Raw genomic sequence first — 20,074 nt, 5'->3', positions numbered from 1 at the left:
CAAATTTTTTATTTAGAACTTCTAGAAAATATATCAGCAAAAACTTGACACTATATATATATAATAACTATGTAAATTAAGTGTGTAAAATTTTTTTTGGAGGTTTATTATGAAAAATAAAAAAACTATGGTTTTAATTCCTGCTTTAAATCCGCCTGAAAATTTAATTGATTATATTTATGAATTGAAACATTATGGACTAAATGATATTTTAGTTGTAAATGATGGTAGTAGTGAAAGATTTAAAAAATTTTTTGAAGATTTAAAACAAATTGACGGTGTAACAATATTAACTCATGCAAAAAATTTAGGTAAGGGAAGAGCTTTAAAAAACGCTTTTAATTTTTTTCTGACATTACCCAATATTGATGATTTTAATGGAATTGTAACTTGTGATTCTGATGGGCAACATAGGGCAAAAGATGTACTGAATATTGCAAATAATTTAGAAGTTTATCTAAATTCTTTAATCATAGGTTGTAGAGATTTTGATAGTAAAAATGTCCCTCCAAAAAGTAAATTTGGAAACAAGACAACAGTAAATGTTTTTAAATTGTTATACAGAAAGAAAATAACTGATACTCAAACAGGACTTCGTGGTTTCCCTAAAAATATTATTCCCGAAATGTTAGATATTTTTGGAGAAAAATTTGAATATGAAACAAAAATGTTAATAACTTGCTTTGAAAAAAATTTAAATATAGTCGAAATACCAATAGAAACAGTATATTATAACAATAATGCAGAAACACATTTTAACGCTATCAAAGATTCTGTAAAAATATACAAAGTAATTTTTACATCTTTTTTTAATTATATATTAACCTCACTCTCTTCATTTTTAATAGACATAGGATTATTTAAAGTATTCGTATATATTTTTTCATCATCATTTGTTAAAAATTCATATTCAATATTTTTTTCAAGTGTTATTGCAAGAATATTTTCTTCTCTTTTTAATTTTTTTGTAAATAAGAATTTTGTTTTTAATGGAGAAAAAAGTTTCAAAAAAACAATATACAAGTATTATAGTTTATGTATTTTTCAAATGCTATTATCTTCATTTAGTGTTTCTTTACTTTGGAAAATAACAAATGTTAATGAAACAACAATAAAAATCATTGTAGATACAATACTATTTTTAATAAGTTATAGGATTCAAAGAACTTGGGTGTTTAAGAAAACGAGGAAACAAACTTATGAAAAATAAAATTTTAGATAAATTAACACACAAAAAATCTATAATAACTTTCTTTTTATCCTATATAATTACATTACTGTTGACTTTAAACAAAAATTTTAAAATTGAGAAAGAAACTTTTTTTCACATTTTTATAAATAATGATAGTTTGATTTGTTTATTGTTATTTATCCTTTTATTTATATTAATAAAAAATTTGGATTTAAAAACTTTAATAGATTTTGAAAAAAGAGAAAATAAGATAATAAATATATTTTCTTTTATCTTTTCAATAATAAGTACAATAGGTATTGAATCATTTAGAAATAATGTTAATAAATATTATATTATTTTATTTTTTTTAATAATGTTTATTTCATTTATAGTTTTTAATTTTTTTATTAGAATTTTATACCTTAAAACAAAAAATATAACTTTTGAACAACCTACATTTACTAACAAAAAATTTATTTTAAAAAAATTTTTTAAAATACTAATACCAATATTTATAATAAGAATAATATTTTTTGTAATATTTTTCCCTGGAAATTTTACGTGGGATAGTATGTACTGTATAAAAGAAGGAATAGGAGTTCTTCCATTATCTAATTCTCACCCATATCTTTATATCTATACAGTAGGATTATTTGGAAAACTCGGTTTAAAATATTTTTCATCAGTTGGTATAGGAATTGGAATTTTTAATTTTATAAATTTAATTTTTACAAGCATTGTATATTCTCTTTTACTATACAAATTATTTGAATTTAAATTTAATAAAAAATTAAAAATAGCTTTGTATTTTTATTTTTGTGTAAATCCATATTTTATAGTTTATAGTTTTACACTGTATAAAGACGTTATATTAGGTAATTTTTTGCTTCTTTTTGTTTTATTGATGATTGAAATGATTTACAATCCTAAAATATTCTTTAGTAAAAATATTTCAATAATATATTTTCTAATTTCTGTTTTTGGAGTGTTTATGTTACACCGAAAAGCAATAATTTATGTTATTGTAGGTTTGGTATTCTTATTATTTGGTACTCAAAAAAAATATAGAATAAATACTTTGACATTAATTTTTTTATCTATAATATTTTGTTTTTCAGCAAATAAAATCACAAAAAGCATTTTAAAACCTTTAGAAAGTTCAATGAAATATGATTATTTATCTACAAGATTTCAACAATTAGCAAGTGTTGCTAAATATCATCCGGAATCATTTTCTGAAAACGAGCTAAAATTATGTGATAAAATTTTTGGACTAGAAAAAATAAAAAATGATTTCGACCCATATTGTGCAGACCCAATTAAAAACCATATAAGGGAAGATAATTTTAAAGATTTAAAAAATGATTTCTTTAAACTATGGTTTAAAATGTATTTAAAACATCCTAAAACAAATATTGATGCTATTTTAAATTTATCTTTATCTTACTTTTATCCCTATAAATTTAGAGAAGGTATGTGGATTGGAGATTATTATGAACATATGTATGAAACAAAAACAGATTGGTTCACTTTTAAAACTTTTGATAAAACATCTAACTTACAATTAAAAGAAAAATATGGATATTTTGATAAAGGATGGAATCAAAACACAGATTTTAAAGAAATAAATAAATTAAAGAAAACAACAACAAATATAATTTATTCTATAGCCTCATATCCTGTAATTTCTTCATTTTTAAAAGCAGGATTTGCTACTTGGTTGCTTATCTTATCAATAGGATATTCAATTTTGAAAAGAAACAAAAAAATTAGACCTTTAATATATTTATGTCTTTCCATTGTACTTACTTGTATTTATTCGCCTATAGTAAATTATTACAGGTATTCATATTTAATATTTATAACTGTTCCAATACTTATTCCGCTTTTATTTGTAAATAGTTATAAAAAAGAGTAGTAAGGATAATTTTCTTACTACTCTTTTATTATTAAACATTTTTCTAAATTCTTGATCTTAGTTTTAATATTTTATATAGTCTTAATACTGAATAAATGTAAGATGCAAGTCTTGTCGTTACGTCATATTCATTTTTTATTTTCATTATTTCGTTATATGCTAATAACATTTTATATTCAACTTTGTTTAAAACATCATCTTCTGTCATATCAATGCCTGAAATATTTTGTATCCATTCAAGATATGATGCAATTACTCCACCTGAGTTTGCTAATATATCAGGAATTACAACTACATTTTTTTGTTTCAAAATTCTATCGGCAAAATAATCAACGGGTCCATTTGCTCCCTCAACTATCAGTTTAGCTCTTATTTTATTTGCCTCTTCTTCTGTAATAGAATTTTCCAACGCGCATGGAATTATTACATCAACATCTAATGAATAAAATTGGTCGATTGAAATAAGTTTTGCTCCTTCAAAGTTGATTAATGTTTTATATTTCTCAAAATGAGAAATTAATTCTGAAATATTAAATCCTTTTTCATTATAAATCGTATAAACGCCTTTTTCATTATCATACTCTGAAATAGATAAAATATTCCCACCCATTCTTTCTAAATGTTTAGCAGTATTTGAGCCGACATTTCCAAAACCTTGAATTGCAATTCTTGACTCTTTTATATCAATACCTAATTTATTCAAAGCCTCTCTTGTCATTACTGCAACACCAACTCCGGTTGCCTCTTTTCTTCCATGTGAACCTCCAAATTCAAGTGCTTTTCCGGTAAATGTTGCAAGAGTATTATTTCCGGTTAGCTTTATGTATTCGTCCAACATCCAAGCCATAATTTTTTCATTTGTATTTACATCAGGTGCAGGAATATCGAATCTGTCTCCAATATATTTGTAAATCTCTTTTACATATCCTCTTGAAAGTCTTTCAAGTTCACTTTCCGATAATTCATTTACATTTACAATTATTCCACCTTTTCCACCACCAAAAGGTAAATGTGTAGCAGAACATTTTAAACTCATCCAAATAGATAGAGCTTTAACTTCATCAACATTTACATTTTGATGAAATCTAATCCCACCTTTATATGGACCCATAACATCACAATGTTGTGAACGATAGCCTTTAAATACGCTAACTTTTCCATTATCCATTTTAACCGGAATATTTATTTCTATCGTTCTTTCAGGCTCTTTTAAAAGTTCATATAAACTATCATCTAAATTTAAGATTTCACAAGATTTTTTCAAAATCTTTTGAACATTTTCTAACGGATTAACATTATGCATACAATTCTCCTATAAATAATTTTCCCATTCTAAATATAAATTTTCCTTTTCTTTTATCAACTTAGATAAATCTTCACCAACTTTTAAGAATTTATCTTTATCATTAAAAATTTCAGGATTTTGAATATCTTTATTTAAACTTTCAATTTTATCTTCAATTTCAAAAATTTTATTTTCAATATCCTTTAATTTTTGCTTATTTGCTCTTTCTTCTTTTTCTTTTTCTCTTTTTTTCTTCTTTTCTTTTTCAAGCTCCGTTTTAGAAATTATTTTTTCTTCAGGCTCATCTTTTTCATTTAGCTTTTCTAAAAAATAATCATAATTTCCGTAAAATTCGGTAATTTTATTATCTTCCAAATACCAAATTTTATTTACAACCTTATTTAAAAAATATCTATCGTGAGAAATTGTAAGAACGGTACCTGAATAATCAGAAATTGCTTTTTCTAAAACTTCTTTACTTTCAATATCTAAATGGTTTGTAGGCTCATCTAAAAGTAAAAAATTGGATTTAGACAACATAAGTTTTAAAAGCTCAAGCCTTGCTCTTTCTCCACCACTTAATTCTCCAACATTTTTAAAAATATCTTCGCCTACAAAATTAAATTTTGCAAGATAACTTCTAACATCAAAATTATTCATCTTCGGGTATGAATCCCAAAATTCGTCCATAATAGAATTTTGATTATTCAAAGTCTTTTGCTCTTGGTCATAATAGCCTAAAGAAACTCTTGCACCAAGATTGCAACTTCCTTTAATTCCCTCTAATTTTTGACAAATTATTTTAAATAGAGTTGTCTTTCCAACTCCATTTTTGCCAACAAGTCCAATCTTATCTCCTTTATAGACATTTAAGTTTATATCTTCAAACAAAATCTTTTCGTTAAATCCCATTGATAAATCAGAAATTGTCAAAACATCTTTTCCGGATTCAACCTCAGGAACAAGTTTTAATTTCATTGAATTTTTATAAATTTCAGGATTTTCAATCAAATCCATTTTTTCAAGCATTTTTCTTCTTGAACTGGCTTGTTTTATAAATCTATTATTTCCATAATTTTCAAATCTTTGAATAATTTCTTTTTGTCTTGAAATTTCTTTTTGTTGTTTTTCATAAAGATGCTTATTTACTTCAAGTTCTCTTTCTCGTCTATAAATAAACTCATCATATCCACAGTCAAAAGTTTTTAATTTCTTATTTTCTATTGAAAAAATCCTATTACAAACAGAATTTAAAAAGTATCTGTCATGAGAAATAACAAGACAGCTCCCCTTATAATCTCGAAGATAACTTTCTAAGAATTGAATTGACTCCATATCTAAATGGTTGGTCGGTTCATCAAGTAAAATTAAATTTGACGATTTTAGTAAAATTTTTGCTAAATGTAATCTACTTTTCTGCCCACCACTTAAATTATTAACAGATTTTGAAAATTCTGTTTCTAAAAAACCAAGACCGAGTAAAACGCCTCTAACTTTTGAATTATATGAGTATCCATCATTTTCTTCAAAATAACGTCTTCTATTTTCATATATATCAAAAAGTTTGTGCATTTCATCATCACTTAAATTTTTATTTCCCATTTCAATTTCTAATTCTCTAAGCTCGTTTTCGAGTGAAATAATATCTTCAAAGACTTCTAAACATTCATCATACACATTATTTTCACTAGTATATGAAACATTTTGATGCAAAATAGAAAAATTTACATTTTTTGAAAAATTTATTTCTCCACTATCAAAAGATAATTCTTTTGTTAAAAGATTAAATAAAGTAGTCTTTCCACTTCCATTATCTCCAACAATTCCAACCTTATCTCGATCCGAGATAGAAAAAGTTAAATTTTCTAATATATTTTCATCTATAAATGACTTAGTCAAGCCATTAACACTTAAAATAATCATAATACACCCTTTTAGAAAATGAATTTAGACTCAAAAGTGCCAACCTTTCCAACTGCAAGTAAAACACTAAAATATATATATGCAGTTTGATGCCAAAGAATTGTTACATCTAACATTCCATGTAAAATAACTACACAAGTTAAGGAAATTATAAGTCTAAATAAATTTCTTCTTCTTATACTGTAAACTTTTTTACATAATCCAAAGAAAAATGGAAATATTATAGCTATCCCTACAATACCAAAATTTATAAGCAAATCGAGGACAATATTATGTGCATGATTTGCAGGGTGAGTTACCCACATTGCATTTTGATAAGCCATAGGCCCACTACCAAATAAAAAAGTTTGTTTAAATAATTCAATTGCATTTTCCCATATTTTTTTTCTTGTTCCAAGTGAATTTCCTATAAATTCATATCTTGGAAATACCCTATTTGAAAAAACCATAAGTATCAATATAATAATCGTAAAAACACCAAGAAAAGCAAATACTTTCTTATTGTTTTTAGTCAAAGAAAGCACCAACGTAGCTATAAGTATAGTTGGTAGTGCTGTTCTATTTTCAGTTAAAAATAAAACTATAAAAGCAAGTGTACTTACACACAAAAAGTATAATCTACTCTTTTTATTTTTATTCGATAAAAAGTAGTACATAGCTATTATAATTATAAATTCACATATTGTTGCATAGTAATTTGTATTGAAAAAAGATGATATAGGTCTATGTAAAGACATATATTCAATAAATTCATACATTTTTAAATGCATACTGAACTTATTATACAAAACAGAAAAAATCGTCAAGATAAAACAAAAAATCGATACAATCATATATAAATTTATAATCCTTGAAAATAATTTTCTGTTTATAATCGTTCTATAATACATAAAAAACATAGAAAATTCAAACAAAATAATTGAAACGCCTATGCCATATAAATTGTGTTTTAATATTGATATAAATATTGTAAGACTCAAAAATGCTAAAATATTTTTAACATAAGGAGTTTCTTTTATAACAGGAATAATTTTCCCACTAACTAACAAATAGAAAAATAAAGCGTTAAATGAAAAAACTAAAAAATAAAAAGGTAAAAAAACCGTAAATGAAACAATTAAAATTAAAAGTTCATCAATATTTAACTCATATTTTTCTAAAATTTCATTAATATAATTCATATATTTAAAGCCTTTCATAAGACATTTTTTGATAAAACTTATTTCAATTATAGCATAAAAACAAAAAAAATAAAACTCTTAAAAAAGAGTTTTATCAAATAATTATCTAACACCAGGATAATCTTTTAAACTATTCATATAATAAGTTAGAGTCAATAAACTTCCATCTAAATGAACATTTTCAAGAACAACGCTCTTTGGTAATTTTAAGTCAATAGGTGCAAAGTTCCAAATACCCTTTATACCACATGCAACTAATTTATCTGTAATTTCTTGAGCAGGTCTTGCAGGTATAGCTAGAATTGCAATATCTACTTTTTCTCTAGTAACAACTTCTTCCATTTCAGAAATATCTTTTACAACTACATCATTATGTTTACTTCCAATGATTTCAGGAGAATTATCAAAAATTCCTACAACCTTAAATCCTTTTTTTCTAAATCCACTATAATTTAATAATGCACTACCTATATTTCCAAAACCAATAATAACTACATTGTATGGTTTATCAACACCCATAATTTTTTCCAATTCAATTTTTAGCTCTTCAACATTATAACCATAACCTTGTTGTCCAAAAGCACCAAAATGATTTAAATCTTGTCTTATTTGTGATGCAGTCAAACCAGTTATTTTACTTAGTTCTTGAGAAGACACTCTTATAATACCTTTATCCCCTATCAATTCAAGATATCTGTAATACTTAGGCAAACGTTTTATAACCGCAACAGAAACTTTCTCGTCTAACATAATAACCCTCCTACCACTATGTTTTTAATTAATCCTTAAATATGTAATCTTAAAAACAACTATCTGTTTTAAGTATTATAACACTAATCTAATTTTATTGCAATATTTTTTACAATGTTTTTTACAATGTATCACTAATTTCATTAAAGTTTATCACTCTATACTAATCATAATAAATACTTTTTAACTAAATTTAAACAAAATATCTTGAAAAATGTAAAAAAAAGTTCTAAAATATAGTTAATAAAATTTAGGAGGAAATCACTTTGAATAATTTTGAAGTAATAAAAGACAATCCAATATTTAAAGATTTTTCAATAGATGAAATAATAGAAACTTTTTCTGTAATATCATTTTACGAAAAAGAATACAAAAAAAATGATTTAATATTAAATGAAAATATAAAATTAGAATATTTTGGAATAATTACTGAAGGAAAAATAGCTATTTCAAATTTTGACCATTTTGGAAATAGAAATATACTAAATGTTTTTGAAAAAGGAGTAACATTTGCAGAGGCTTTAGTTGCATTAGAAATAAATATTCCCCATGAAGTAATTTCACTTACAAATTCTTCCATTTTATGGATTGAATATAAAAGTCTATCAAAATCAAATCAATATTCTAAAATTTTAAATAATTTACTAAATATAATAGCGACAAAAAATTTAATCTTAAATAAAAAATTACAAATATTATCAAAAAGAACAACTAGAGAAAAAATTTTAGAATATCTTTCAAATCAAAAAAAAATATTATCACCAGATAATAAAATCGAAATAAATTTAAATCGAAATGAGATGGCAGACTATCTTGCACTCGATAGAAGTAATCTATCCAGAGAGCTTAGCAAATTAAAAAAAGAAGGCATAATTGACTTTGAAAAAAATAAATTTAAATTACTATAAATAATTCTTGATATACGAAAAAAGGAGGCTAACACCTCCTTTTAAAATTATTTCAATGATTTTGGTTTACCGATAATTTCCGAATAAACCACTGCTCTTAAAAGATTTTCTCTATCCTTTAAGCCTAATTTGTCATTTTTTTTCTTAATTAATTTTTCTAAATTATGACTTTCTTTTATTGAATTAGTATTCTCCATTTTATGAGAACTATACATTTGACTTCGTCCTTCCATAGACTCTGTCATCATGCTATTTCCTTCAATAGAATGACCTTCTAAGCCTTGACCCTCCATAGAAGAAGTCATAATACTCTTACCTTCAGAACTTTCAAAACTTCCATAAGATTTTTGTTTATAATTATTTTTTTTACTCTTATTTTGATTTTTTTTATTCTTAGGTTTAGTTGATGCCCTTAAAACATTTCCGTTATAACTTTCATGTTCTTCATTCAACTGTGTTTTTATATCATTAAGCTCAGACTTTAATTCATCAATAAAAGATAAAAAACCTGAATTTTTACTCATAGGAAACACCCCTATTCTGCTAATGATTCTCTCATTTTAGTATCAGATTTTAAATTTTTTAATTTTTCATAATCCAGTACAGAAATATTTCCATCTTCAAATGCTTTTGCAATAGCAAGAGGAATCTTACTTTCTGATTCAACAACTTTAGCTTTCATTTCTTCAATCTTAGCTTTGTTTTCTTGTTCAACAGCAACAGCCATTGCACGTCTTTCTTCTGCCTTAGCTTGTGCTATCTTCTTATCAGCTTCGGCTTGGTCAGCTTGTAATTGCGCTCCAATATTTCTACCAATATCTACATCGGCAATATCAATAGATAAAATTTCAAAAGCAGTTCCTAAATCTAGACCTTTTTTCAAAACAGTTTCTGAAATAGCATCCGGATTTTCAAGAACTAGGCTATGTCTTTCAGCACTACCTACAGTAGTAACAATACCTTCTCCAACTCTCGCTATAATAGTTTCTTCTCCAGCACCACCAATAAGTCTTGAAATATCAGCTCTAACAGTAACTTTTGCCATAACTATTACTTCAATACCATTCATAGCAACTGCAGCAATCTTTGGAGTATTAATAACTTTAGGATTTACGCTGACTTGAACAGCTTCTAACACATCACGTCCAGCAAGGTCAATAGCTGTTGCCATTTCAAAAGTCAATTCTATATTTGCCTTTTGAGCAGCAATCAAAGCATCAACAACATTATTTACATTACCTCCTGCTAGATAATGTGCTTCTAATTCTGAAATGTTAATATTAACATTAGCCTTTGTAGCTTTAATTAATGGGTAAATAATTTTTGATGCTCTAACCCTCCTAAGTTTCATTCCAATAAGGTTTGAAATTTTTACTTTAACCCCACTGAATAAAGCAGTAATCCAAAGTCCTACGGGAACAAAATAAAAGAACCCGAACACCAAAACCACTACTAAAAGTACAACTAAGCTATTAGTTCTTGGTAACATTCTCATAACTAAAACCTCCCTTTTTTATTTACACTATCGTGTATAATTACATTATATCACTTTTTTTAAAAAGTGCAATAGCAAAAAAAGAAATCAATTTCATAAATTAATTTCTTTTTAATCTAAATTATCACATTTTATTTTTGCACTAACTTCATTGTTATTTATTTCTAATTCATCAACTAAATGTTTAACAATTCTAAGACCACGACCTGACGTAGTCATATTTATATCTCCATTTTCGTTAAATATGTAATTTATTCCGTCTCCCTCATCTTTAACATTTATATGTATGCAATCTGTATTTACACAAACTTTTAAATTTATTCCCTTTTCTCTATTACATTTATTTCCATGTTCGTAACTATTTATAACTATTTCATTTATAACAATTCTAATATTAAACATAAGCTCTTCATCTCTAACAACAGATGACAATTTATTCAAAACAAAAGAAACTGCATCATCAATATCATTTAAATCACTTTTAATAATTTTAGCATATTCAAAATCCATATTTTGCTCCTAACTTTATAATATAATTTATATACCCAATTAAAAATTATTATTAACAAATTTTTAAAAAATTTTTATTTGCATATTTAGAATTTTTTTAATATAATATACACTATGAGGTGATTTATATGTTTTTTAAAAATAAAAATTTAGCTAAAATAGATTTATTTATACTTATTTCGCTAGTTTTAATCATATTAATAGGATTAGTTAATTTATATAGTGCAACAATAAGTTTAAAAAGAAATTTTATGATTTCTCAAATTGTTGCAACCGCTTTAGGTTTTATCTTAATGTTTATACTTATTGCAATTGATATAAAATTTTTAAAGAGATTATACTTACCAATTTATATAGGTTCAATTTTTCTTTTAATTTTAGTCCTTATAATTGGTACAGGTGATTCAGTTGGAGCAAGAAGTTGGATTAGATTCGGTCCAATATCTTTTCAACCGTCTGAATTTGTAAAACTTGGTATGATTATTTGTTTAGCCACAGTGATAGAAAAAAATAGTGCAAAAATAAATGAGCCAAAAACTTTATTAAAAATTTTAGTGTTTGCATTTTTACCTGTTGCACTTGTTCTTAAACAACCTGATTTCGGAACAGCATTTGTGTTTGTGTTAGTAATAGGCTCAATGCTATTTGTTGCAGGGATTAGCTTAAGACTTGTAGTTTATACATTATTTGCTACAATAGCAAGTCTTCCAATTTTTTATATAAGCCTATCTCCATATCAAAAAAACAGAATTTTAAATTTCTTACACCCTGAACGTGACGTTACAGGTACGGGTTATCAAGCTGTTCAAGGAAAAATTGCAGCGGGCTCCGGAAAATTTATCGGTAGAGGTCTCTTTAAAGGCCCTCAAAATCAATTTAACTTTATTCCTGAAAAACAAACAGATTATATATTTCCTGTTTTCGTTGAAGAAATGGGATTTGTAGGTGGAACAATTTTAATTGGACTTTATACTGTTATGCTTTATAGATTTGTTAAACTTTCTAAAAAAACAGTAAATAAATTCAATCAACTTTTAATCGTAGGAATATGTGCAATGTTTTTAGCTCATATTTTTGAAAATATTGGAATGACAATCGGGCTTATGCCTATAACTGGTATTCCACTTCCATTTTTAAGTTATGGTGGAACATTTCAATTAATAAATTTAATTGCAATGGGAATTGTATTATCAATTTCTTGTGAAAAAACTCCATTAGACTTTATGTAATAAATGTTTATATAAAAAAAGCTCGGTCAAACCGAGCTTTACTTATAATTCATAGTAATTTTTTTCTGTTGATAGATAATCTACAACTCTTACAACTTTTTCGTCTTCAATATATACTCTAGGTATTCTCATATTTATTCTACAAATCAAATCATATACATTTGTATTTGCCATATTTGCAATTTCAAATATATCTAATTTCATATCTTTATATTCTCCATAAAGTAAAACTGTATCTCCAATTTTTATATCATCAATATGAGAAACATCTATCATAGTTTGATCCATACAAACTTTTCCTAAAATCTTTGCTTTTTGATTATTTATCATAACATATCCTTTATTACTTAACTCATAAGGATAACCATCTGCATAACCTACAGAAATTGTCGCAACTTTAATAGTCTTATCTGCACAGAAAGTTCTTCCGTATCCAACCGTATCACCTTTTTTAATGTGCTTTATATTACTTACAGTACTTACAAAACTAACAACAGTATCCATTTTTATTTTAGAATTTTCTTTTACATATTCTGAAGGATAATGTCCATAAATTCCAATTCCAACTCTTACCATATCATAATAATAATTGTGAAGTAAAACTCCTCCGTCATTTCCTATATGTAACATTGGCATTTTTAAATTTTCTTCTTCTAAAATTGACTTAACCTTTTCAAATCTTTCTACTTGCAATTTTGTAAATGAAAAATCATCAATATCAGAAACGCATAAATGTGAAAACATTCCTTTAACTATAATATGTTTCATAGAATAAATTTCTTTTAAATAATCTCTTAACTTATCATCAATTAAAAATCCTAATCTATTCATTCCGGTGTCTATTTTAATATGAATTTTACATTTTTTTCTACATTTTGCTGCTATTTCATTTAGTTCTCTAACCATTCCTATATTATAAACAGTTAAATCCACATTATTTTTTATCAATTTTTCAAATAAAGCATTAGGAACATAACCTAAAATTAAAATAGGTAATTTAATTTTCTTTTTCCTAAGTTCCATAGCTTCTGAAAAATTTGCTACACAAAAATAATCTGCACCTTGTTTTTGTAAAAATTCAGCAACAGTACAAGCTCCAAGTCCATAAGCATTTGCCTTTAAAACTATTCCAACTTTAGCTCCATTGCATTTTTCTTTTATTTTCAAAAAATTATTTTTTAATTTATCTAAATCGACAAAAATCAAAGATTGATTTTCATACATAATATTACCCCCTAATATATTTAATAGCCTTTGGTAAAAATTTAATAATATCTGATGCTATTAAAGAATCTTCTCCTAATTCATCTTTAGCAAAATCTCCTGCCAAGCCATGAAGAAAAACTCCAAGCTTTGCAGAATTAAAAGTTTCTAAGCCTTGACCAAGCAAAGATAAAATAATTCCGGTTAAGCAATCTCCACTTCCTGCAGTTGCCATTCCACAATTTCCCGTATTATTTATAATACAATTTTCTTTTGACTTTATTATTGTATTTTTACCCTTTAAAACTAAAGTATATTTTAAATCTTGTTTATAAAAATTAATTAAAGATTCTAATCTATTATCCTTAATATAACTTAAATCATAACCTGAAAATCTTGAAAATTCAGCCTCGTGTGGTGTTATTATAATATTTTCTCTATTTAAAATTTCTTTTTCAATATCATTTAAGAAAAAAATAGCATCAGCATCTATAACTATCGGTTTTTGAAAATTTTTTATAATTGTTTCTAAAATTTTTATATTTTCAATACTTCTTCCCAGCCCACAACCAATAGCTATTGCATCTAAGTTTTCTATTTTTTCAATTATTTCATTTACATTTTCAAAAATAAAATGTCCTTCATTATTATCATTTATAGGAAAAATAATATTTTCAACAGCTTTTATTTGTAAAATATTTGAAATAGAATTAGGACAGATATTGTAAACAAGTCCGCTTCCCGTTCTAAGTGCAGATTTAGCACACAAATCAACACTTCCACACATTCCGATACTTCCACCAACTATTCCAACTTTTCCAAAAGTGCCTTTATGTCCATTTTCATCTCTATTTATCATAAGATTTTTATATTCTAAAAATTTTTCAGAAGCTATACTATCTTTAAAAAGTTTTATATCAACGACAGCAATAGCAAAATCCCCATCATGTGAAACAGAACAAGAAATTTCATCTATTTTGCTTTCAATGGTATTAAAAACATTTAATTCAGGTTTTCCAGAAAAGTTATGTATAACCTCCACATCAATTGGTAAAATTGTACCAAAACCCGTACCTATTGCCTTTACAAATGCCTCTTTTAACGAAAAAATACCGGCGATTGTTTCATCTCTATATCCTGTATTAGAAATATACTCAATTTCTCTTATTGTAAAATATTTTTCTAAAAATTTATCTAAATTTTTCATATTTGAAAATCTGGAAATACTACAAATATCTATACCTATCATTATTCAAATTCGTCCATTTCTTTTTTTACAAAATTATTTTCTAAAGAATTGTATAATCCTTCATAGTCCAAAGCCAATATTTCTTCTGGTTGCTCAATATTTTTTAAGAAATTTCTAATTTTATTTTCTACTTCTTTCATACTCTTAAAAGTAATTAAATTTGGAGCATAAGAATTACAAATAAATTCCATAACTATATAAGATATATCCCACTTCAATTTTGACTTGTCTTCTGAAGAAATATTTAAATCATCTACTGCACGTCTTACTCTTTTTACAACAGCAAATACAATAAATTCAGAAAAAGAAATAAATTCTTCACAAAAATCATCTTCATCTATATCTTGAATAACAGAAAAAATTAAATTCCACTTAAAATCTTTATTTACTAACTCTAAAAGACCTGTACCGAATTTTTTACATAAATCATTTTTAAATTCAATTTTGTCTGAAAATTCAAAAGTTTCTCCAATTACAATAGTTCTGCTATTAGCACTACTAAGTCTATTTAAAAATCTAACAAAATAATCTTCATATCGCATAGAATTTTGAAATTTATTCTTTGAAAAAATATAATCGACAATAATATTTGCACAGTCTTTAAAATCTACAACAAAGCCTGTAGTTTCCTTTATTTTTACAGAATATAAATCATGCACCATTTTTGATACAATCGTCTTTAAATGTATTTTTGATGAGTCATAATTACTCTTATTTTCTACATTTTTCAAATGATTATAAACGCTTTGTAATTGATTGTCTATCATAGTTAAATTAGCCTTAATAGAAAACATTATTGAGCGAATAAAGTCCTCTGTTACCATATAACTAAAATTTTTATATAAAACACTATGGTCTATTTCTCCCCAGAATATATTTACAAGAGATTTTATCTGCAACTCAAAATTAACAAAATAATCTCCCTCTACTACATATCTTCCATCGATTTTATAAATTTCAAATCCATTTTTTTGAATTATAGGTTGTTTTTCACTAAGTTTTAATTCTATATTAGAATTTAACTCACTTCTATAAAATCCATCTTCTAATTCAATAGTAAAATTTTTAGAAATAACGTCAAAAATCTTTTTTTCATCATCAATAAATCGACATTCAACTCTAATACCGATTAAATCAGGAAGATTTTCTATCGCAACTTTATAATTAGAAAATCTATAATAATAGTTATTTCTTAGCAATTTTTCCCTAATACTATCTTCAGTTTTTATTCTAGCTGTTGTATTTATAAAAAAATCACAATTCAAAAAAATATCATTAAAAAATTTTTTCAAAGATTCAGATGAATTAGAAATAAAATCCATATTATTATCCATATGTTCTATTGATTTTTCTAAAAATTCAAAAATTTCAAGTTTCAAAAAAACACCTCCAATTACAAAAATATTTTACCATAGATTAAAAAGATTTACAATCAAAAAAATTTATCCAAAAGAAAAAAGACTGCATTGGCAGTCTTCAAACTTTAATTATATTACAAGCTGTCTATAACTTTTTTAAGTCTATTTAATCCATCAGTAAGCATATCTCTGTTACAAGCTATATTCATTCTAAAGAACAACTTTCCATTTTCTCCATAAGTCATTCCGGAATTTAATAACAATTTACCTTCATTGATAAGTTTTTGGTGTAACTGTTCATGTTCGATATCAAAAGCTCTAAGGTCTAACCATAATAAGAAACTAGCTTGTGGTCTTTTTACTTTAACCTTTGGTATTTCTCTATTTATAAAATCTATTGCAAAATCAATATTTGATTCAATATATTCCATACATTCTTCAAACCATTCTTTACCATACATATATGCAGCGGTAAAACCAACAGTAGCAAAACTTGCCATATGGAAAATACCATATCCAACTAAACCTGTTATAAATTTAGTTCTAAGTTCTTCATTAGGAATTATAGCAACAGATTGTACAAGACCGGCAACATTAAAAGTTTTACTTGGTGCAGTCAAAGTAACTGTGTTATATAAGAAATCTTCATTCATTGATGCAATTGGAATATGTTTATAATCTTTTAATATTAAATCTCCATGAATCTCATCAGAAATCATTAATACATTATGCTTTCTACAAATTTCCCCATATCTTTGTAGTTCTTCTCTTGTCCATACTCTTCCAACAGGATTATGTGGACTACATAATATACTTAATTTAACATTATTTTCTACAATTTTCTTTTCAAAATCTTCAAAGTCAATAATGTATTTATCTTCTAATTCAATTAATTTGTTTTCAACAACAATTCTGTTATTTAAATGTATAGCATTAAAGAAAGGAGGATATACAGGAGTATTTATAATAATAGCATCTCCTTCTTTTGTATTACGCAAAATAGTATTAGCTATTCCGGGAACAACTCCGGGAACAGGTACTATCCATTCTTTTTTTATATCCCAATTATTTTTTTCTTTTTGCCATTTAATAAATGATTCAAAAAACTTTTCACAAGGACAATCATATCCTATTACTCCATTTGAAATAGGTTCTTTTAAAGCATTTAAAATTTCATCACAACATTTAAACTCCATATCAGCAATAGACATAGATAAAACTGAATGGTCATTTTTTGGTGCTCCAGCAGAAACCATATTATTCCATTTTTCAGCATGTGAATTTTTTCTGTCTACATACTCATTAAAATCATAACATCTACCCATAATAACATCTCCTAAAAATTTTTTATATCTTATTATTTTAATAATAACCTAAATTAAATTTTTAATTTCCTCAACCTTGTCTAACTTTTCCCATGGTAAATCTAATTCATTTCTTCCAAAATGTCCATAAGCAGCAATTTGACGATATATAGGTCTTCTCAAATCTAAAATATCAATAATTGCAGCAGGTCTTAAATCGAATACCTTATTTACAATTTCAATTATTTTATCATCTGAAACTTTGCCTGTACCAAAAGTATCAACATAAATAGAAAGTGGCTTAGCTACCCCAATAGCATAAGAAATACCTATTTCTAATTTATCACAAAGTCCACTTGCAACAATATTCTTAGCAATATATCTTGCCATATATGCACCAGATCTATCTACTTTAGTAGGATCCTTTCCTGAAAAAGCTCCTCCTCCATGTCTTCCAAATCCACCATAAGTATCAACAATAATCTTTCTTCCAGTTAAACCAGAATCTCCCATAGGTCCACCAATCTCAAATCTTCCTGTAGGATTTACATAAATCTTTGTATTTTCATCAATTAATTCTTCAGGAATTACTTCATCAATAACAAATTTTTTAATATCTTCTTCTATTTGTTCTGATTTAACAGATGGACTATGTTGAGTAGAAACTACAATAGCCTCTATCCTTGAAGGAACTCCGTCAATATATTCAACAGTAACTTGACTCTTTCCATCAGGTCTTAAATAACCCAATATATCATTTTTTCTAACATAAGATAATCTCTTTGTCAAATTATGAGCTAAAGTAATAGTTAAAGGCATAAACTCATCTGTTTCAGTACAAGCATATCCAAACATCATACCTTGGTCTCCTGCACCAACAGAATTATACTTATCTTCATTTCCTTTTTTATATTCCAAAGCACTATCAACACCTAAAGCAATATCTTTAGATTGTTCATTAATACTTGTTAAAACTGAACAAGTTGATGCATCAAAGCCAAATTTAGCTCTAGTATAACCAATATCTTTTAAAACATTTCTTACTATACTTTGTATATCAACATATTGTGAAGTCGTTATTTCCCCAACAACCATAACAAGCCCAGTTGTTGTTAAAGTTTCACAAGCAACTCTCGCTACTGGGTCAACTTTTAATATCTCATCTAAAATCGCATCTGAAATTTGGTCACAAATCTTATCAGGATGACCTTCAGTTACAGATTCAGAAGTAAATAAAACTTTTTTCATCTTTTCCTCCTTAAATTTTTTCAAGCAATACAACTGCGTGAGAAGAAATTCCCTCTTCTCTACCTTCAAAACCTAAATGTTCTGTTGTAGTAGCCTTTATGCTTACATTTTCAATATCTGTTTCTAAAACAGTTGAAATTTTTTCTCTCATTTGTAAAATAAAACCGGCAAGTTTAGGTCTTTGTGCACAAATAACGCTATCAACATTACCAATTTTATATCCTTTTTCTTTCATCAACCTAACAACTTCTTTAGTCATTATTAATGAATCTATATCTTTATATTTAGGGTCGTTATCCGGAAATAACTTTCCAATATCTCCTAAACATAAAGCACCAATAATTGCGTCATTTATGGCATGAACTAAAACATCAGCATCACTATGACCTAAAAGACCTTTTTCATGTTCTATTTTAACTCCACCAATTATCAAATCTCTTCCGGTAACCAATTCATGAACATCAAAACCAAGTCCAATTCTCATACTAAATACCTCTTTCTAACAATTCTCTTGCATAAAAAACATCTTCCATAGTTGTAATCTTTATATTAGAATATTCACCTTCTACAAGTTTTACTTTAATACCTAAGTTTTCAACTATTGAGGAATCATCTGTAACAAAAAAATTTTCACTAAAAAACTCTTTATATCCATCTAAAATAATATTTTTTCTAAAAGCCTGTGGCGTTTGAATATTAAACAAAGAACGTCTATCCGGAGTAGAAATAACTTCTAACTCATAAGAAACGAATTTCATAGTATCCTTAGACCTAACACCAGTTATAACTGCATCGTAACCATTCAGCTCATTTATAACATTTAAAATAACACTCTTACTAATAAGAGGTCTAGCCCCATCATGACACAATACAAAATCTGAAAAATTAGACACATTTAAAAGTCCGTTAAAAGTAGATTCTTCTCTTGAAGAACCTCCCTCAACCAATTTTATATCTAAAGAAATTTTATTAATAATTTTTTCAAAATCTTTAAAAAATTCTTTTTTAGTTACCAAAATAATCTCAACCACTTCAGGTATATCGACAAAAGCATTAATAGTTCTTTCAATAACAGAAATTCCACATAAATCTAAAAAAATTTTATTTGTAGAAATCCCCATTCTACTAGAAGACCCAGCAGCAGTAATTATAACAGAAATTCGTTTTGCCATAATTTCACCTCGACCTATATTGTACCACATTTACAATTTATTTTCTATATTTTATGTGAAAATTTGTAAAGTAAATTTACTATTATTTACACTAAATTGCAAGAATAAATTAGCCACATAAAAATAATTCTCTAGGCGTTTTGTAATTGAATATTTTTTTAGGATAG

General features: G+C 25.9%; 18 protein-coding genes. 4 read left to right on the top strand and 14 right to left on the bottom strand.

From position 1 onward, the window contains the following. Window positions 1-109: 109 nt before the first annotated feature. Both IBJ83_RS06665 and IBJ83_RS06660 read left to right on the top strand, forming a co-directional pair. Window positions 110-1,210: a glycosyltransferase gene (locus IBJ83_RS06665; RefSeq protein WP_231698896.1), complete on the top strand. Its 1,101-nt coding sequence runs from the start codon at window positions 110-112 to the stop codon at window positions 1,208-1,210. A gap of 535 nt (window positions 1,211-1,745) precedes the next feature. Further along, a complete protein-coding gene (locus IBJ83_RS06660) occupies window positions 1,746-3,092 on the top strand; it encodes a DUF6020 family protein (protein WP_201275859.1) in 1,347 nt (448 codons plus the stop codon). Window positions 3,093-3,135: 43 nt separating this feature from the next. On the opposite strand, the gene IBJ83_RS06655 is transcribed toward IBJ83_RS06660, so the two are convergent. The 4 genes from IBJ83_RS06655 to IBJ83_RS06640 all read right to left on the bottom strand — a co-directional run bounded on the left by IBJ83_RS06655 (window position 3,136) and on the right by IBJ83_RS06640 (window position 8,231). Beyond that, window positions 3,136-4,395, bottom strand: a complete 1,260-nt coding sequence (locus IBJ83_RS06655) for a Glu/Leu/Phe/Val family dehydrogenase (protein ID WP_201275858.1) — start codon at window positions 4,393-4,395, stop codon at window positions 3,136-3,138. Between the two features lie 9 nt (window positions 4,396-4,404). After that, window positions 4,405-6,300, bottom strand: coding sequence for an ABC-F family ATP-binding cassette domain-containing protein (locus tag IBJ83_RS06650; RefSeq protein ID WP_201275857.1), 1,896 nt, complete (start codon window positions 6,298-6,300; stop codon window positions 4,405-4,407). Window positions 6,301-6,311: 11 nt separating this feature from the next. Then, window positions 6,312-7,481, bottom strand: coding sequence for an O-antigen ligase family protein (locus IBJ83_RS06645; protein ID WP_231698895.1), 1,170 nt, complete (start codon window positions 7,479-7,481; stop codon window positions 6,312-6,314). Window positions 7,482-7,583: 102 nt separating this feature from the next. Beyond that, a complete protein-coding gene (locus tag IBJ83_RS06640; RefSeq protein ID WP_068472455.1) occupies window positions 7,584-8,231 on the bottom strand; it encodes a redox-sensing transcriptional repressor Rex in 648 nt (215 codons plus the stop codon). 266 nt (window positions 8,232-8,497) lie between these two features. On the opposite strand from IBJ83_RS06640, the gene IBJ83_RS06635 reads away from it, so the two are divergent. Further along, window positions 8,498-9,139: a Crp/Fnr family transcriptional regulator gene (locus tag IBJ83_RS06635; protein WP_201275855.1), complete on the top strand. Its 642-nt coding sequence runs from the start codon at window positions 8,498-8,500 to the stop codon at window positions 9,137-9,139. 47 nt (window positions 9,140-9,186) lie between these two features. On the opposite strand, the gene IBJ83_RS06630 is transcribed toward IBJ83_RS06635, so the two are convergent. From IBJ83_RS06630 to IBJ83_RS06620, 3 genes are all read right to left on the bottom strand, one after another. Beyond that, window positions 9,187-9,663, bottom strand: coding sequence for a hypothetical protein (locus IBJ83_RS06630; protein WP_201275854.1), 477 nt, complete (start codon window positions 9,661-9,663; stop codon window positions 9,187-9,189). A gap of 11 nt (window positions 9,664-9,674) precedes the next feature. After that, window positions 9,675-10,628 carry a flotillin-like protein FloA gene (gene floA, locus IBJ83_RS06625; protein WP_156435980.1) on the bottom strand — a complete coding sequence of 318 codons (954 nt, stop codon included), beginning with the start codon at window positions 10,626-10,628 and terminating at the stop codon, window positions 9,675-9,677. Window positions 10,629-10,745: 117 nt separating this feature from the next. Continuing rightward, a complete protein-coding gene (locus IBJ83_RS06620) occupies window positions 10,746-11,144 on the bottom strand; it encodes an ATP-binding protein (protein ID WP_068472463.1) in 399 nt (132 codons plus the stop codon). Window positions 11,145-11,272: 128 nt separating this feature from the next. Here IBJ83_RS06620 and rodA point away from each other — a divergent pair, with 128 nt between their 5' ends. Continuing rightward, on the top strand, window positions 11,273-12,373 hold the full coding sequence (rodA, locus tag IBJ83_RS06615; RefSeq protein WP_068472465.1) for a rod shape-determining protein RodA: 1,101 nt from the start codon (window positions 11,273-11,275) through the stop codon (window positions 12,371-12,373). Between the two features lie 42 nt (window positions 12,374-12,415). Here rodA and alr read toward each other — a convergent pair whose 3' ends face one another. From alr to ispD, 7 genes are all read right to left on the bottom strand, one after another. Beyond that, the gene (gene alr / locus IBJ83_RS06610) at window positions 12,416-13,597 is read right to left on the bottom strand and encodes an alanine racemase (protein WP_068472467.1); all 1,182 of its coding nucleotides are present in this window, start codon (window positions 13,595-13,597) and stop codon (window positions 12,416-12,418) included. 4 nt (window positions 13,598-13,601) lie between these two features. Beyond that, a complete protein-coding gene (locus IBJ83_RS06605) occupies window positions 13,602-14,825 on the bottom strand; it encodes an NAD(P)H-hydrate dehydratase (protein ID WP_068472469.1) in 1,224 nt (407 codons plus the stop codon). Then, the gene (locus IBJ83_RS06600; protein WP_201275853.1) at window positions 14,825-16,204 is read right to left on the bottom strand and encodes a GTP pyrophosphokinase; all 1,380 of its coding nucleotides are present in this window, start codon (window positions 16,202-16,204) and stop codon (window positions 14,825-14,827) included. The genes IBJ83_RS06605 and IBJ83_RS06600 overlap by 1 nt, the downstream gene beginning before the upstream one ends. Window positions 16,205-16,317: 113 nt before the next feature. Further along, the gene (locus tag IBJ83_RS06595; RefSeq protein ID WP_201275852.1) at window positions 16,318-17,508 is read right to left on the bottom strand and encodes a MalY/PatB family protein; all 1,191 of its coding nucleotides are present in this window, start codon (window positions 17,506-17,508) and stop codon (window positions 16,318-16,320) included. Between the two features lie 48 nt (window positions 17,509-17,556). Continuing rightward, window positions 17,557-18,735, bottom strand: a complete 1,179-nt coding sequence (gene metK / locus IBJ83_RS06590) for a methionine adenosyltransferase (protein ID WP_201275851.1) — start codon at window positions 18,733-18,735, stop codon at window positions 17,557-17,559. A 10-nt stretch (window positions 18,736-18,745) separates the two neighbouring features. After that, window positions 18,746-19,219 (bottom strand): 2-C-methyl-D-erythritol 2,4-cyclodiphosphate synthase, encoded by a 474-nt coding sequence (gene ispF, locus IBJ83_RS06585; RefSeq protein ID WP_068472477.1) that lies wholly within the window; start codon window positions 19,217-19,219, stop codon window positions 18,746-18,748. A 1-nt stretch (window position 19,220) separates the two neighbouring features. Next, window positions 19,221-19,907, bottom strand: a complete 687-nt coding sequence (ispD, locus tag IBJ83_RS06580; protein ID WP_201275850.1) for a 2-C-methyl-D-erythritol 4-phosphate cytidylyltransferase — start codon at window positions 19,905-19,907, stop codon at window positions 19,221-19,223. Between the last annotated feature and the right edge of the window lie 167 nt (window positions 19,908-20,074).

It is taken from the genome of Parvimonas parva (assembly GCF_016552165.1).
Taxonomy (GTDB): Bacteria; Bacillota; Clostridia; order Tissierellales; family Peptoniphilaceae; genus Parvimonas; species Parvimonas parva.
This window is presented reverse-complemented; position numbering and strand designations above follow the sequence as displayed.

Coding starts and splice junctions, on each gene's coding strand:
- IBJ83_RS06665 (WP_231698896.1), top strand. CDS start 110: ATGAAAAATAAAAAAACTATGGTTTTAATTCCTGCTTTAAATCCGCCT.
- IBJ83_RS06660 (WP_201275859.1), top strand. CDS start 1,746: ATGTACTGTATAAAAGAAGGAATAGGAGTTCTTCCATTATCTAATTCT.
- IBJ83_RS06655 (WP_201275858.1), bottom strand. CDS start 4,395: ATGCATAATGTTAATCCGTTAGAAAATGTTCAAAAGATTTTGAAAAAA.
- IBJ83_RS06650 (WP_201275857.1), bottom strand. CDS start 6,300: ATGATTATTTTAAGTGTTAATGGCTTGACTAAGTCATTTATAGATGAA.
- IBJ83_RS06645 (WP_231698895.1), bottom strand. CDS start 7,481: ATGAATTATATTAATGAAATTTTAGAAAAATATGAGTTAAATATTGAT.
- IBJ83_RS06640 (WP_068472455.1), bottom strand. CDS start 8,231: ATGTTAGACGAGAAAGTTTCTGTTGCGGTTATAAAACGTTTGCCTAAG.
- IBJ83_RS06630 (WP_201275854.1), bottom strand. CDS start 9,663: ATGAGTAAAAATTCAGGTTTTTTATCTTTTATTGATGAATTAAAGTCT.
- floA (WP_156435980.1), bottom strand. CDS start 10,628: ATGTTACCAAGAACTAATAGCTTAGTTGTACTTTTAGTAGTGGTTTTG.
- IBJ83_RS06620 (WP_068472463.1), bottom strand. CDS start 11,144: ATGGATTTTGAATATGCTAAAATTATTAAAAGTGATTTAAATGATATT.
- rodA (WP_068472465.1), top strand. CDS start 11,273: ATGTTTTTTAAAAATAAAAATTTAGCTAAAATAGATTTATTTATACTT.
- alr (WP_068472467.1), bottom strand. CDS start 13,597: ATGTATGAAAATCAATCTTTGATTTTTGTCGATTTAGATAAATTAAAA.
- IBJ83_RS06605 (WP_068472469.1), bottom strand. CDS start 14,825: ATGATAGGTATAGATATTTGTAGTATTTCCAGATTTTCAAATATGAAA.
- IBJ83_RS06595 (WP_201275852.1), bottom strand. CDS start 17,508: ATGGGTAGATGTTATGATTTTAATGAGTATGTAGACAGAAAAAATTCA.
- metK (WP_201275851.1), bottom strand. CDS start 18,735: ATGAAAAAAGTTTTATTTACTTCTGAATCTGTAACTGAAGGTCATCCT.
- ispF (WP_068472477.1), bottom strand. CDS start 19,219: ATGAGAATTGGACTTGGTTTTGATGTTCATGAATTGGTTACCGGAAGA.
- ispD (WP_201275850.1), bottom strand. CDS start 19,907: ATGGCAAAACGAATTTCTGTTATAATTACTGCTGCTGGGTCTTCTAGT.